Origin of the sequence: Stenotrophomonas maltophilia group sp. RY12688, assembly GCF_052149045.1 — a bacterium.
In the GTDB taxonomy this organism is placed as follows: Bacteria; Pseudomonadota; Gammaproteobacteria; order Xanthomonadales; family Xanthomonadaceae; genus Stenotrophomonas; species Stenotrophomonas sepilia.
Genome location: NZ_CP197389.1, coordinates 20,690 through 33,403 on the forward strand (window position 1 = coordinate 20,690; position 12,714 = coordinate 33,403).

General features: G+C 67.0%; 12 protein-coding genes. 6 read left to right on the forward strand and 6 right to left on the reverse strand.

Annotated features, from left to right (window positions below; genetic code table 11):
• The first annotated feature begins 9 nt into the window (after positions 1–9).
• Positions 10–2,103, forward strand: coding sequence for a TonB-dependent receptor family protein (locus tag ACS0OT_RS00095; RefSeq protein WP_442255966.1), 2,094 nt, complete (start codon positions 10–12; stop codon positions 2,101–2,103).
• Positions 2,104–2,259: 156 nt separating this feature from the next.
• On the opposite strand, the gene ACS0OT_RS00100 is transcribed toward ACS0OT_RS00095, so the two are convergent.
• Positions 2,260–2,604 carry a hypothetical protein gene (locus ACS0OT_RS00100; RefSeq protein WP_053496719.1) on the reverse strand — a complete coding sequence of 115 codons (345 nt, stop codon included), beginning with the start codon at positions 2,602–2,604 and terminating at the stop codon, positions 2,260–2,262.
• 146 nt (positions 2,605–2,750) lie between these two features.
• On the opposite strand from ACS0OT_RS00100, the gene ACS0OT_RS00105 reads away from it, so the two are divergent.
• The 3 genes from ACS0OT_RS00105 to ligD all read left to right on the forward strand — a co-directional run bounded on the left by ACS0OT_RS00105 (position 2,751) and on the right by ligD (position 6,723).
• Complete coding sequence (locus ACS0OT_RS00105) at positions 2,751–3,149, forward strand: hypothetical protein (protein WP_442255967.1); 399 nt, start codon at positions 2,751–2,753, stop codon at positions 3,147–3,149.
• A 163-nt stretch (positions 3,150–3,312) separates the two neighbouring features.
• Positions 3,313–4,233, forward strand: a complete 921-nt coding sequence (gene ku, locus ACS0OT_RS00110) for a non-homologous end joining protein Ku (RefSeq protein ID WP_065186799.1) — start codon at positions 3,313–3,315, stop codon at positions 4,231–4,233.
• Positions 4,234–4,236: 3 nt separating this feature from the next.
• On the forward strand, positions 4,237–6,723 hold the full coding sequence (ligD, locus tag ACS0OT_RS00115; RefSeq protein ID WP_442255968.1) for a DNA ligase D: 2,487 nt from the start codon (positions 4,237–4,239) through the stop codon (positions 6,721–6,723).
• Between the two features lie 71 nt (positions 6,724–6,794).
• Here the strand turns inward: ligD and ACS0OT_RS00120 are convergent, their stop codons facing one another.
• The 4 genes from ACS0OT_RS00120 to ACS0OT_RS00135 form a co-directional block, all read right to left on the reverse strand.
• The gene (locus ACS0OT_RS00120) at positions 6,795–7,187 is read right to left on the reverse strand and encodes a hypothetical protein (RefSeq protein WP_442255969.1); all 393 of its coding nucleotides are present in this window, start codon (positions 7,185–7,187) and stop codon (positions 6,795–6,797) included.
• 149 nt (positions 7,188–7,336) lie between these two features.
• Positions 7,337–8,365: an alcohol dehydrogenase AdhP gene (gene adhP / locus ACS0OT_RS00125; protein WP_053496716.1), complete on the reverse strand. Its 1,029-nt coding sequence runs from the start codon at positions 8,363–8,365 to the stop codon at positions 7,337–7,339.
• Between the two features lie 96 nt (positions 8,366–8,461).
• On the reverse strand, positions 8,462–9,100 hold the full coding sequence (gene eda, locus ACS0OT_RS00130; protein WP_065186797.1) for a bifunctional 4-hydroxy-2-oxoglutarate aldolase/2-dehydro-3-deoxy-phosphogluconate aldolase: 639 nt from the start codon (positions 9,098–9,100) through the stop codon (positions 8,462–8,464).
• A gap of 111 nt (positions 9,101–9,211) precedes the next feature.
• Positions 9,212–9,802, reverse strand: a complete 591-nt coding sequence (locus ACS0OT_RS00135) for a cysteine dioxygenase family protein (protein WP_065179059.1) — start codon at positions 9,800–9,802, stop codon at positions 9,212–9,214.
• A 239-nt stretch (positions 9,803–10,041) separates the two neighbouring features.
• Between ACS0OT_RS00135 and ACS0OT_RS00140 the strand changes: the two genes are divergently transcribed.
• Entirely contained in the window at positions 10,042–11,097 is a 1,056-nt protein-coding gene (locus ACS0OT_RS00140) for a LacI family DNA-binding transcriptional regulator (RefSeq protein WP_065186796.1), read from the forward strand.
• A gap of 105 nt (positions 11,098–11,202) precedes the next feature.
• Here the strand turns inward: ACS0OT_RS00140 and phhA are convergent, their stop codons facing one another.
• Positions 11,203–12,096 (reverse strand): phenylalanine 4-monooxygenase, encoded by an 894-nt coding sequence (phhA, locus tag ACS0OT_RS00145; protein ID WP_329953781.1) that lies wholly within the window; start codon positions 12,094–12,096, stop codon positions 11,203–11,205.
• 125 nt (positions 12,097–12,221) lie between these two features.
• On the opposite strand from phhA, the gene ACS0OT_RS00150 reads away from it, so the two are divergent.
• Complete coding sequence (locus tag ACS0OT_RS00150; protein WP_329953782.1) at positions 12,222–12,707, forward strand: Lrp/AsnC family transcriptional regulator; 486 nt, start codon at positions 12,222–12,224, stop codon at positions 12,705–12,707.
• Positions 12,708–12,714: the final 7 nt, after the last annotated feature.

Genomic DNA, 12,714 nt, shown 5'->3' on the forward strand with positions numbered 1-12,714 from the left:
ACCTGAATCATGAATCCCGCCGCACGTCGCCATTGCCTGCCGTTGTCCATCCTCCTGCTGTCGCCCTGGGCGGCCGTGGCCGGGCCCGCACCGACCGCCCTGCCCAGCGTGCAGGTGCAGGCAGCGCGGGTGCCGGGCATCGACCCGTTCGCGTTGCCGGCCAGCCTGGACACGGTCTGGATCGACGCCGGCCGCGCCGGCGCCGGCGCACAGCTGTCCGAGGCGCTGGCCGGGGTCCCGGGCCTGGTCGCCCGTGACCGCCAGAACTTCGCGCAGGACACCCAGCTGTCGATCCGTGGCTTTGGTGCGCGCTCGACCTTCGGTGTGCGTGGGGTGCGGGTGTTGATCGACGGGGTGCCGGCGACCATGCCCGACGGACAGGGCCAGCTGTCGCATGCCAGCCTGCTCGGTGCCGAACGGATCGACGTGCTGCGCGGACCGTTCTCGGCGCTGTACGGCAATTCCTCCGGCGGCGTGCTGCAGGTCTGGAGCGCACAGGGCCAGGCCGGCGACCCGTGGCGGCTGCGCGTCAACGCGGGTGCCGACAACACGCTCAGCGTCGGCGCGCAACTGAAGGGTGCCGGCCGTGTTCTGGATTACAACATCGCCGCCAATCACTTCCGCACCGATGGCTGGCGCGACCACAGCCGTGCCCGCCGCGAATCGCTCGCTGCGCGTATCGGTGGCGATCTCGGCGGGGGGCGGCTGGAGCTGCTGCTCAATGCCTTCGATGCCCCCGATGCGCAGGACCCGCTGGGCATGAACCGTGCCCAGGTGGCGGCCGATCCGCGCCAGGCCACCGCCGTGGCGCACCAGTACAACACCCGTAAATCGGTGCGCCAGCAGCAGGCCGGCCTGCGCTGGACCCGTGAAACCAGGGCGCAGCGTTGGCAGCTGATGGGCTATGCCGGCCAGCGCGCGGTACGCCAGTACCTGCCGATCCCGCCGGCAGCTCAGACCAACAGCCCGTTGCATGCCGGCGGGGTGATCGACCTGGAGGGCGGCTATGGCGGGCTGGACGCGCGCTGGGGCTGGCACGGCGACCTCGCCGGCCGGCCGCTGGATCTGGTGGCCGGGCTCAGCGCCGACCGCCAGCGCCAGCATCGCACCGGCCATGAGAACTTCATCGGCAGCGCTCTCGGCGTGCGTGGGCAGCTGCGCAGAGACCAGATCGACACCGTGCAGAACGTCGATCAGTTCGCCCAGGCGTGGTGGCAGTGGAGTCCACGCTGGTCATTGCTGGCTGGCGTGCGTCGCAGCGCCGTGCGCTTCGAATCCGACGATCGCTACATCACCGCCCGCAACCCGGACGACAGCGGCCACCGCCGCTACCAGGCCACCACGCCGGTGGCCGGGATCAGCTTCGCGGCCAGCCCGCAGTGGCGGCTGCACGCGGCGGTGGGCCGTGGCTTCGAGACGCCCACCTTCAACGAGCTGGGGTATCGCGCCGACGGGCAGGCGGGACTGGCGCTGGATCTGGCGGCGGCGCGCAGCCGCAGCCTGGAGGTGGGCAGCAAATGGCATGCACAGGACGGAACCCAGCTCGATATCAGCCTGTTCCGCGCAGATACCGACGATGAGTTGGCAGTTGCCAGCAACATCGGCGGACGCAGCACCTATCGCAACATCGGCCGCACCCGCCGCCAGGGCGTGGAACTGCGCTACCGGCAGCCGTTGGCAGAACAGTTGGAACTGCAGGTGGCCTGGACCTGGCTGCAGGCGCAGGTGCGTGCGCCGTACCTGACCTCGAACACCTGGGTTTCCGCTGGCAGCCGCTTGCCCGGCGTACCGCGCCAGCAGGCGTTTGCCCGGCTGCAGTGGACCCCGGCCGACTGGCAGTGGGCGCTGGAGGCCGCCGCCAGCACCGATACCCTGGTCAACGACGTGGCCACGGAGCGGGCGCCGGGCTACGCGTTGCTGAACCTGGAAGCCGGTCGTCTCTGGACACTGCCAGGTGGCGAGCTGCGCGCCTTCGCCCGGCTGGAGAACGTGCTGGACCAGGCCTACATCGGCTCGGTGATCGTCAACGACGGCAACGGGCGCTTCTACGAACCGGGGCCGGGACGGCGAGCCAACGTCGGCCTGCAATGGTCGTGGCGCTGAAAGGGGTAGTGCGGGCCGCTGGCCGGCATCGCGCCGTGCACGACGTCAGGAGGTTGCCGGCCAGCGGCCGGCACTACCCGTAAATCGGGGCCGCTGGCCGGCATCGCTCTGTGTAGGGCAGCCCAGACCTTGCCGGCCAGGGGCCGGCACTACCCGTCAGTCGGGCGCCTTGGCCGGTACGAACGGCGAGGTCGGGTCGCTGGCCGGGAAGGTCTCCTCCAGCGCCTCGTCCTGGTTGTCGCTGGCGCGCTGCTTGCGTTCGCGACGTTTGAGCGGGCTTTCCTGGCCGCCGCGATGGCGGTCGCCGCCATCCTTGCGGTCCTGGGCGGCCTGTTCAGCCTCGTGCTTCACCGGCAGATGGTCGCCACCGTGCTCGGCGTCGTAGAAAGGTGCGCCGGTGCCGCGGTAGTCGGCATTGTCGGCATCGCGCTTGCCGCGCTGTTCACCGGGAATGGGCGGGTGGTTTTCCCGCAACGGGTCTCGGGAATTCTCTCGGCTCATGGTCTGGCTACCTGCGCTCGGGGCTCCCACTACACCGCGCCACAGGTAAAGCCGCCGCGAACCCGGCGTCATGAACATCTCGCTCACCCCCCGGTAACAGCACCGCGCGTATTCCTGCCCACCCGCCCCCGCTGCAGGAGCCGGCCATGCCCCGTCTTGAACGACCCGCACCGTCCGTGTTCAACGCCCTGCTCGATCCGCTCGGCCAGCGCACCGCACAACGCCGCACGCGCCGCCATGAAGATCCGCAGGCGGTGGCGCAGGACTACCTGCAGTACATGCTCAGCGACTACGAAGAGCGTCGCGGGCAGAACCACCGCAACTGGCGCGATCTATGCCCGGTCTATGCCTTCGCATTGACCACCCACGCTGCGGACTGGCCGCGCGGTGACGCCGCGGATACCTGTGAGGAACTGGCCGAACACTGGGAACAGATGCGCGGGCAGTCGGGGTTGAGCTGGTCGCAGGCACGGCCGGTGGTGGAAGACGCCTGGCGCGCGCTGGATCATATTCCTGCGGCGGCGGTGAGGCCGCTGCTGCAGTAGTGCCGGCCGCTGGCCGGCAACCTCAGGAAACTTCAGGCCGCGAGCTCTGCCGGCCCGCAGCCGGCACTGCCGTTCTCCGTAGAACCCACGTGCACGGTATCGACACGGGTGGTTTACACCGCCCATCCGAAGCTGGATGCCCTGCCCCGCCAAAGGTACGCCCATGGCCCGCCCGATCTGGACCGGCACGCTGTCGTTTGGCCTGCTCAACGTGCCGGTGTCGCTGATGTCAGGCGAACGCAAGGTCGATCTGCAGTTCCGCATGCTCGACTCCCGCGACCGCAAGCCGATCCGCTTCGAGCGGGTCAACGCCGATACCGGCGAGGAAGTGCCATGGAAGGACATCGTCAAAGCCTATGAGTACGACAAGGGCAGCTATGTCGTGCTGGAGGAAGGCGATATCCGGTCTGCGGCACCGGAAAGCCACGAAGCGGTGGAGGTGGAATCGTTCGTGGACGCCGCGCAGATCGACCCGCGCTACTTCGAGAAACCCTACCTGCTGGTGCCCGGCAAGAAGGCCGAAAAGGGCTACGTGCTGCTGCGCGAGACATTGCGCAGTACCGGCAAGGTGGGCATCGCCCGGGTGGTGGTGCGTACCCGCGAATACCTGTGCGCGGTGATGCCGCACGCGGACGCGCTGGTGCTGATGATCCTGCGCTATCCGCAGGAACTGGTGGATCCCGAAGATTACAAGCTGCCCACCGGAAAGCTCGCCGATTACCGCATCAGCAGCAAGGAAACGGCGATGGCCGAGCAGTTGATCGAGTCGATGTCCGGTGATTGGGATCCGTCGCAGTACCACGACGAATTCCGCGAACGCCTGCAGCAGGTGCTGAACAAGCGCATCAAGTCCAAGGGCGGTACCACCCGGGTGGAGGATGAGCCTGTACCGCGCGAGGATGCCAGCACCAACGTGGTCGATTTCATGGCGCTGCTGCAGAAGAGCCTGGACGCGAACAAGCGTACGCCGGCGAAGAAGACGGCAACGCGGAAAGCAGCCACCAAGCCGACGGTAAAGAAAGCCGCAAAGAAGGCAACGAAGAAGGCCGCAAAGAAAACCGCTGCACGGCGCAAGGCAGGTTGAGCCATGTCGTTGCACCAGTACCGGCGAAAGCGCCGGCTTGGCGGTGGCCTCGGGCAGACACCGGAACCTGACGACACACCCGCACACGGCAACCCGAAGCGGCGGCCGATCTTTGTCATACAGCTGCACCATGCCACTTCGCGGCACTATGACTTCCGCCTTGAGATGGACGGTGTGCTGAAAAGCTGGGCGGTGCCGAAGGGTCCTTCGCTTCGCGCTGGTGACAAGCGGCTGGCCGTGGAAGTGGAAGACCATCCGCTGTCCTACGCCGGTTTCGAAGGAGATATTCCCGAAGGCCACTACGGCGCTGGCCACGTGGAGGTCTTCGATCACGGCACATGGGCCTGCGAAGGCGATCCACTGCAGGCACTGGCAGCGGGAAAGATCGACTTCGTGCTGCATGGGCAACGTCTGGCTGGCGGCTGGAAGCTGGTGCGCACAGCGATGAAGGGACGCCAGGTACAGTGGTTGTTGATCAAACGCGACGACGAGGAAGCGCGTGATGCCGAAGCAGATGATCTGCTCCAATCCCTCATGCCGAAACGCACATCCGCAGTGAGCAAGCGCACGGTGGGCAAGTCAACGCGCGCCGCACCGGCTGCACGATCGGCGACCCGCAAGGCCGATGCGCGTTGGCATGCGCGAGCGCTGAACCTGGATGGCGCTCGTGACACGCCCTACCCGCGTGCTTTCAAGCCACAGTTGACCGATCATCGCGACAGTGCACCGGACGGCGAGCGCTGGTTGCATGAGATCAAGTGGGATGGCTATCGCCTGCTGGCCGATCTGCACGAAGGCAAGGTGACGCTGCGCTCCCGCAACGGCCTGGATTGGACCGGTGATTTCCCCGAGGTGGTACAGGCCGTGCAGGCACTGCCGGTGCGGGATGCGCGCCTGGACGGTGAGCTGGTGGTGCTGGACCGGGATGGACGCAGCGACTTCGCCGCGCTGCAGCGCGTGATCGACGGGAGTTCGAAGCAACCGTTGCGTTACATCGTTTTCGATCTGCCGGGTGTGGCCGGCGTGGACATCAGTCGTTCACCGCTGCTGGAGCGCAAGGCGCTGCTGAAGGATCTCATCGGTCCCACGCCCGGAACCCTGGCCTTCAGCGAGCACGTGATCGACCATGGCCCGCAGGTATTCGATGCCAGCGGCAAGGCGGGATTCGAAGGCATCGTCAGCAAGCAGGTGGATGCGCCCTACGTGAACACCCGTGCACGCAGCTGGGTGAAGGTGAAGCACGAAGACACCGACGAGTTCGCGATTGTCGGCTACACGGCACCGAAGGGCTCCCGGGTGGGGTTCGGCTCGCTGCTGCTGGCGACGCCGGACAAGGGCGGCTTGCGCTATGTGGGCCGCGTTGGCACCGGCTTCGACGACGAAAGCCTGCGCGCGCTGCACAAGGCGCTGCAGCCGTTGGCGGTGAAGACGCCTGTGCTGCAGCTGCCGGCGCACGTGCCGTTCCGTGCCGCCAGCGTGCGCTGGGTGAAGCCGGTGACGGTGGCGGAGGTGGCATTCCGTGGCTGGGGCAAGGAAGGCCTGCTGCGCCAGGCCAGTTTCAAGCGGCTGCGCAGCGACAAGCAGAAGGAGGACCTGGGAGTGGCCGTCTCGAGTGCTGAAGCCGGGGGCGAGGTCCAGATCACCCATCCAGAGCGGGTGGTGTTCCCAAGGCAGAAGCTCAGCAAGGGCGACGTGGCGGACTACTACCAGCGCGTGGCGCGCTGGATCCTGCCCGAAATTGCCGGGCGGCCCTTGTCACTGCTGCGCTGCCCGGATGGCGTGGGCAAGGCCTGCTTCTTCCAGAAGCACCATGGCCCCGGCCTGGGCGATGCCGTGCACGCGGTGCCCCTTCAGCAGAAGAGCGGCCGCGAGGACTACGTCTACATCGACGATGTGCGGGGCCTGCTGCAACTGGTGCAGATGAACACCCTGGAGCTGCATCCGTGGGGCGCGACCGTGGCCGATCCCGAGCACCCGGATCGCTTGGTGTTCGATCTCGATCCCGGTGAAGGGGTGGGTTGGGCAGAGGTGAAAGCTGCTGCGCGTGATGTCCGTGACCGCCTGCAGGAAGTCGGCCTGAAGAGTTTCGTGCGGCTGTCCGGTGGCAAGGGCGTGCACGTGGTGGTGCCGCTGCGGCCCAAGGCCGACTGGGAACAGGCCAAGGCGTTCTGTGAGGCGTTCGCCCGGGCGATGGCGGAGCGGGCGCCCGACCGCTACGTGGCGACAATGAGCAAGGCCAAGCGTGGCGGCGTCATTTTCATCGACTGGCTGCGCAATACGCGGGGTGCCACCAGTGTGTGCTCGTGGTCGTTGCGTGCGCGCGATTCCGCCGGTGTGGCAGTACCGCTGCGCTGGGATGAACTGGCTCGTATCAATGCCGCCGACGCATTTCCCATGGGCAAAGCGCTGGCGAGGGCGCAACGCCTGAAGAGTGACCCATGGCAGGGCATCGCGCAGTTGAAGCAGACGCTGCCGTCGCTGAAGCGGTAGTGCCGGCCGCTGGCCGGCAACGGCAGGATGGCCGAGGTTGCCGGCCAGCGGCCGGCACTACCTGCATGCGCTCAGCGCGGATCGCGCGAGGCGCGACGGCCGAACCACCAGCCGGCCAGCAGTTGCAACGGCAGCGACGCCAGCAGTGAAATGACGAACCAGAACGGGAAATCCGCACCCGCCGTCCACATGGCGTAGCCACAGCCCAGCGCGACCAGCGACCAGATCGAGAAGCCGTGCGATCGCGGCCAGCAGGGCGCGTAATAGGTGGCAAAGGAAACCCCGGCGATGCCACCGAGCACGCTGAAGGTGAGATCCCAGCCCAGCTGCACGCTGTTGTTGTCCGGCGACAGGCCCAGCAACGGTGGCAGCCAGCTGGCGACGCTGCTGACCAGCGCAAGCGACAGCACACCGCCGATCAGGGCAGCGAGGGACAGGAACAGGGTCTTGAGCATGCCAGGCATGCGCGCATTGTACGGCTGCGGCGGAGAACCCGGCATGCCGGCCAGCGACCGGCACTACCGAAATGTGGGGGGAACCGATCCGATGAATCGGCATGGCCGCCGCGTCCGTGGGAGAGGGGGACGGAGCGACGGCGGCCATGCACAGGGGGTCAGGCGGCGAAGTCGAGCACCACGCGGCCTTCGATGGTGCCCGCATGCATGCGCGCGAACACGTCGTTGATGTTTTCCAGGCGGTCGGTGCTGACCGTCGCCGCGACCTTACCCTCGGCGGCGAACTGCAGCGATTCCTGCAGGTCCAGGCGGGTACCGACGATCGAGCCGCGCACGGTAATGCCGTTGAGCACCATGCCGAAGATGTCCAGCGGGAAGTTGCCGGGCGGCAGACCATTGAGCGAGACAGTGCCGCCACGGCGCACCATGCCCAGTGCCTGTTCGAACGCCTTCGGCGATACCGCGGTGACCAGCGCACCGTGGGCGCCGCCGATTTCCTTCCTGAGGAACGCGGCCGGGTCGGTGGTGCGCGCGTTGACGGTGACCTGCGCGCCCAGCTGGCGGGCCAGTGCCAGCTTGGTGTCGTCCACGTCCACTGCGGCCACGTTCAGGCCCATCGCACGGGCGTACTGCACCGCCATGTGGCCCAGGCCACCGATGCCGGAAATCGCCACCCAGTCACCGGGCTTGGTGTCGGTGACCTTCAGGCCCTTGTAGACGGTCACGCCGGCGCACAGCACCGGCGCGATCTCGACGAAGCCCACCTCCTTCGGAAGCAGGCCGACATAGTTGGCATCGGCCAGCGCGTACTCGGCGAAGCCGCCGTTGACCGAGTAGCCGGTATTGCGCTGCGTCTCGCACAGCGTTTCCCAGCCACCCAGGCAGTGTTCGCAATGACCACACGCCGAGTACAACCAGGGGATGCCGACCCTGTCGCCTTCCTTGACGTGCCCTACCCCGCCTCCCACGGCCACGACGTGCCCCACGCCCTCGTGGCCGGGGATGAACGGCGGGTTCGGTTTCACCGGCCAGTCGCCCTCGGCGGCGTGCAGGTCGGTATGGCAGACGCCACAAGCCTCGATCTTGACCAGTACCTCGCCCGCCCCCGGGCGCGGTACCGAGACTTCCTCGATCACCAGTGGCTTGCCGAACTCACGCACGACAGCGGCCTTCATGGTGGAATTCATGTTCGGATCTCCGTAGTGCGCTTGCCCACAGAATGACGCCGGCGCGAGGCCGGCGCTTTGATCACGATCAAACCTTTGAAGATCCGCGAAGCAGGTTCAGCTGGCCAGCACCGAGGCCTCGCGGGCCAGGCGCTCGATGGCGTCCCAGTCGCGGGTCTGCAGCAGCGCCGGGGTGGTCAGCCACGAACCGCCCACGCACAGCACGTTGGGCAGGTGCAGGAACTGCGGCGCGGTCTGCGCGCTGATGCCGCCGGTCGGGCAGAAGCGCACATCGGCGAACGGGCCGTGCCAGGCGGCCAGCAGCGCGGCGCCGCCGGCCTGCACGGCCGGGAAGAACTTGAAGGTGTCCGCGCCGTGCTCCAGGCCCTGGATCAGGTCCGAAGCGGTGGCAGCACCGGGCAGGTACGGCAGATCGGCATCACGCGCGGCCGCATACAGTGCCGGCGTGGCACCGGGGGAAACGGCAAAACGCGCACCGGCCTGCTTCGCCGCCTGCATCTGCGCGGCGTTGAGTACGGTGCCGGCACCGATCACCGCGTCCGGCACGGCCTCGACCATGGCCTTGATCGCATCCAGCGCCTGCGGCGTGCGCAGGGTCACCTCGATCACCGGCAGCCCACCACGGAACAGTGCCTGGGCTACTTCGACCGCTTCATTCACATCTTCGGGGGTGTACACCGGGATCACCGGTGCCAGCTTCAACAGCGCGCGCAGGCGCGGATCAGCGCTGGACATCGTCTTGCTCCTTGCCCGCCAGGGCATCGCGGATGCTGCCGGTGCCGGCAGCGCAGCGGCGCATGATGCCATGCGGACCGCGATGGTGCCCTGCTCCGCACCGCGCCGGATTCAGGCCGGGTCGGCCTGCAGCGCCTGGATGCGGCGCTGGTACCAGTCGCCACCGAGCGGATCGAACACCGCCGAGCGCTCCATCTGCGCCTCGTACACGTGTACCGAGATCGCCAGTGCCTCATCGCTGGCATTGCGCAGGGTGTGGTACTCATGCGGGGGGATCAGGCTGCCGGCACTGCCGCAGCCCCCGCGCAGCGCGGCGTGGCGGCGGAAGCGCCAGCGCTCGCCGGCGCACTCCAGCAGCTCGTAACGGGTGATCTCCAGCTCGCCCAACCACACGCCCTCCACACACCACATGGCATCGTGGTCGTGCAGCGGCGTGCCCTGCCCTGGGCCCCAGCTCATGGCAATCACGCTGTAGCCGTGTTCGCGGCTGTGGTACAGCGGACGTCGCGCGTAATGATCACTGACCGGCCGATGCACGCATTCGGGCAACTCGATGCGGTTGTCGGTTATGGCTTCCTGCAGCGCCAGCTGCAGGTCGGCCGTGATGCGCTCGGGATCACCGGAGCTCATCGCCGCGTCGACTGCGGCGATCAACCGGTCGCGGCCGCGGAACGGCGGAAACGGAGAAGTCTGCAGGTCCATGCCTCGAATGTAGCGGAGCATGGTTAAGGGAATGTTGGCGTTCGCGCGCGTCGCGTCCACATCCAGGGTGAATACGCGCGGAAGAACGGTTCAGATGCAGAAGCAGTAGAGCGATCACAATGGAACCTTGCGCAGCAGAACCTGTCGAACACGACACGATTCAGATCCGCTGCGACATTCCGCAACTTCGCGCCCGACGGGCGCAAGGCTAGAATTCTCCGACTTACCTGGTTCTATACATGTCAGTGCGAACTATTAGCGATGCCGCGTTGCCGGCATCGAAGGGCAAGGCTGCCACGATCAACGACATCGCACGACTGTCGGGAGTTTCCAAGAAAACGGTTTCAAGAATCATCAACAACTCGCCGCTGGTGCGCAAGGACACCCGCGACAAGGTCGAGGCGTTGATGCGCGAGGTCGGTTACGTGCCCGATCCTCTCGCGCGCGGGCTGGCATTCCGCCGCTCCTTCCTGATCGGCCTGGTGTATGACGATCCGGGTGCCCAATGCATCGTCGACCTGCAGCACGGCGCGCTGGACGCGCTGCGCGGCACTGGCTATGAGCTGGTGGTGCACCCCTGCGACAGCCAGGATCCGGAATGCCCGCAGGGCGTGCGCCGTTTCGTGCAGCAGCAGAAGCTGCACGGCGTGATCCTGGGGCCGCGTGCGTCCGAATCGGCTGCGCTGGCGCAGATGCTCGATGACATCGACTGCCGCTACGTGCGCATCAACGCGCATGCCTCGGAGGATGAGAACCATGCCGTGGTCACCCATGACCGCGATGGTGCTGCCGCTGCGGCGGGCTACCTGCTTTCGCTTGGCCACCGCGACATCGCGGTGATCACCGGACCGGGTGACCGGCGTGCCGCGCGCGAACGGACGCATGGTTTCCTTGATCGGCTGGCGCAGGTCGGCCTGACCCTGCCCGGCGAGCGCGTGCTGGAAGCGGGCGACACCTTCGAGTCCGGCGTGCATGCCGCCGAACGGCTGCTGATGGGCGAGCAACGCCCCAGTGCGATTTTCGCCGGCAACGACGAAATCGCCGCAGGTGTGTACCAGGTGGCATTGCGTGCAGGCATCGCGGTGCCGCAGCAGTTGTCGATCGTCAGCTACGACGACAGCCCGTTGGCATCGCGGCTGTGGCCGCCGCTGACGTCGGTGCGGCGCCACGTTTCCGACATCGGCCGCACCGCCGCCGCCATGCTGGTCCAGGCCGACGTGCCCGACGCACCGACCGCGGCCAGCGTGCATCCGCAGTTGATGGTGCGCGGTTCCTGCCGGGCCGTGGATGGCTGAGTGTCCTGCCCTCGCCTGCGCCGCTGCAGTGGCGCAGGCAGGCAACAACGAAAGCGGCGCACCCATGTGCGCCGTTTTCAGTGCAAAGCCGTGCGCGTTGTGTGCTTACACGTCGCCGCCGTCGGCCCAGCCTTCGCCGGTGCCCTTCTGGAACACGCGGTCGTCGCCCTGCACTTCACCGGCCGGCAGATGCGCCTGGTTGGCCAGGGCCGCGTAGATCGGGGTGAAGTCCGGCGAGGTCGCCTGCATGAGCTGTTCGAAGCTGTCGATGACGAAGTAGGTCTTCTGGAAGGTATCGATGCGGTACTTCGTGCGCATGATCCGCTGCAGGTCGAAGCCGATGCGGTTGGGCGCGGCCGATTCCAGCGAGTACAGCGACTCGCCCTTCGACGACACGATGCCGGCACCGTAGATGCGCAGGCCCTCGGGCGTATCGATCAGGCCGAACTCCACCGTGTACCAGTACAGGCGGGTCAGGTTCTGCAGCGCATCCGGGCCGATCGCGTGGGCTTTGACGCCGCCACGGCCGTATGCCTCCATGTAGTCGGCGAACACCGGGTTCATCAGCAGCGGTACGTGGCCGAACAGATCGTGGAACAGGTCCGGTTCGGCGATGTAGTCGATCTGGTCCGGGCGGCGGATCCACCAGGTCACCGGAAAACGGCGGTTGGCCAGATGGTCGAAGAAATCCAGTTCCGGCAACAGGCCTTCAACCCCGACCAGGGTCCAGCCGGTGGCCGCGCCCAGCACTTCGTTGAGCTGGTCGAAGCGCGGAATCATGTGTGCGCTCATGCCCATCTCGTCCTGCGCATCCAGGAACTCCTGGCAGGCACGGCCGACCAGCAGCTCGCGCTGGCGCTGGTAAAGCGTGCTCCAGGTCGCGTGGTCGTCGGCGCTGTAAGTGTCCCATCGCTGCTCGACGAGCGCGGTGGTATACACCGGCACGTAGCCCTTGTCGGTCTGCTGGTGTTCGACGCGGCGGGGCTGGGCGAGGTCCATGCGGCACTCCTGGATGGGATACCCATGATGCTAGGGCAGGGGACGCGCAACAGGGTTGCAAAAGTTGCGCCGATTGGCCTTGTTGGCGCAATATCCTTGCGTACTCACCATGTTGCGGGGCAACAATGGCCGGAGAAGTCCAGTTCGATCGCACGGATATACGCCTGCTGGCCGAAATCCAGCGGGATGGGCGCGCCACCAACGCCGAACTGGCGGCGCGGGTGAATCTCTCTCCTTCGGCCTGCCTGCGGCGGTTGCAGCGGCTGGAAAGCGAGGGCGTGATCGTCGGCTATGGCGCGCGGCTGGAGCCACGGCAGCTGCGGCTGGGCCTGCAGGCCTTCGTGCGCGTGCAGCTGGAAAAGCACGACCAGGCCGCCATCGGCCACTTCGTGGACAGCGTGCAGGCGTGGGACGAGGTGGTGGCCTGCCACGCACTGACGGGTGACATGGACTACCTGCTGCACGTCTACGTGCGCGACCTGGAGCACTTCTCGCGCTTCCTGCTGGACCGGCTGCTCAATGCCGGTGGCGTGGCCGATGCCAATTCCAGCTTCGTGCTGCGCACGGTGAAGTGCTTCCAGGCGTTGCCGCTGTCGCAGCTGGAGTCCTGAGCAACCA